Genomic DNA, 694 nt, shown 5'->3' with positions numbered 1-694 from the left:
AATCTGGCTGATTACGCAGAAAGAAGTGAATTCATGGGGAAGCTCAAGAGGAACTTCGGAAGTTATTTTTACGATTTTAAATTCAGGAAAATCATGGACGAATGCGGAAAGTGATAAAGCAACCATTGTTTGGGGCGGAAAAGAGCTTCAGCCACAGACTCAGGCAACGGGTTATGTGAAATCTACCGTGAAATCGGATGTTTTAGATAAGAATTTAGCCACAGTTACGGTAACAAAACCGGGAGCAGGAATTGTTCAGGGAGGTTTGTTCTGGCAGTATTACGAAGATTTGGATAAGATAAAATCTTCCGAGAATTACCTGTCCATAACCAAAGAACTGTACAGAAAAATAAAAACCGTGAATGGGGAAGAATTGCAAAAAATCACTACTGAAACTCCGTTAAAAGTGGGCGATAAAGTTACGGTACGAATGATTTTAAACACGGATCGACCGATGGAATTCATTCACGTCAAAGACATGAGAGCAGCAGGATTTGAGCCTTTGGATGTACTTTCGGTGTATCAGTGGAAAAATGGTTTGGGCTATTATCAGTCGACCAAAGATGCTTCCACGAATTTTTATATTGAACAGATACCGAAAGGAAAATACGTTTTTGAGTATGATTACCTCGCCAATGCATCCGGAATATTCTCAAACGGAATTACAACAATTCAGAATTATTACGCGCCGCAG

1 pseudogene is annotated in these 694 nt (G+C 39.9%); it reads left to right on the top strand.

The annotated features are described in order from the left end of the window. Positions 1–694, top strand: a pseudogene (locus WFK35_RS23330) (alpha-2-macroglobulin family protein); the annotation flags it as partial.

Source organism: Chryseobacterium sp. VD8 (assembly GCF_037149975.1).
GTDB lineage: Bacteria > Bacteroidota > Bacteroidia > Flavobacteriales > Weeksellaceae > Chryseobacterium > Chryseobacterium indicum.
Note: the sequence above shows the minus strand (reverse complement) of the source record. Positions and strands in the feature narration are given on the sequence as shown.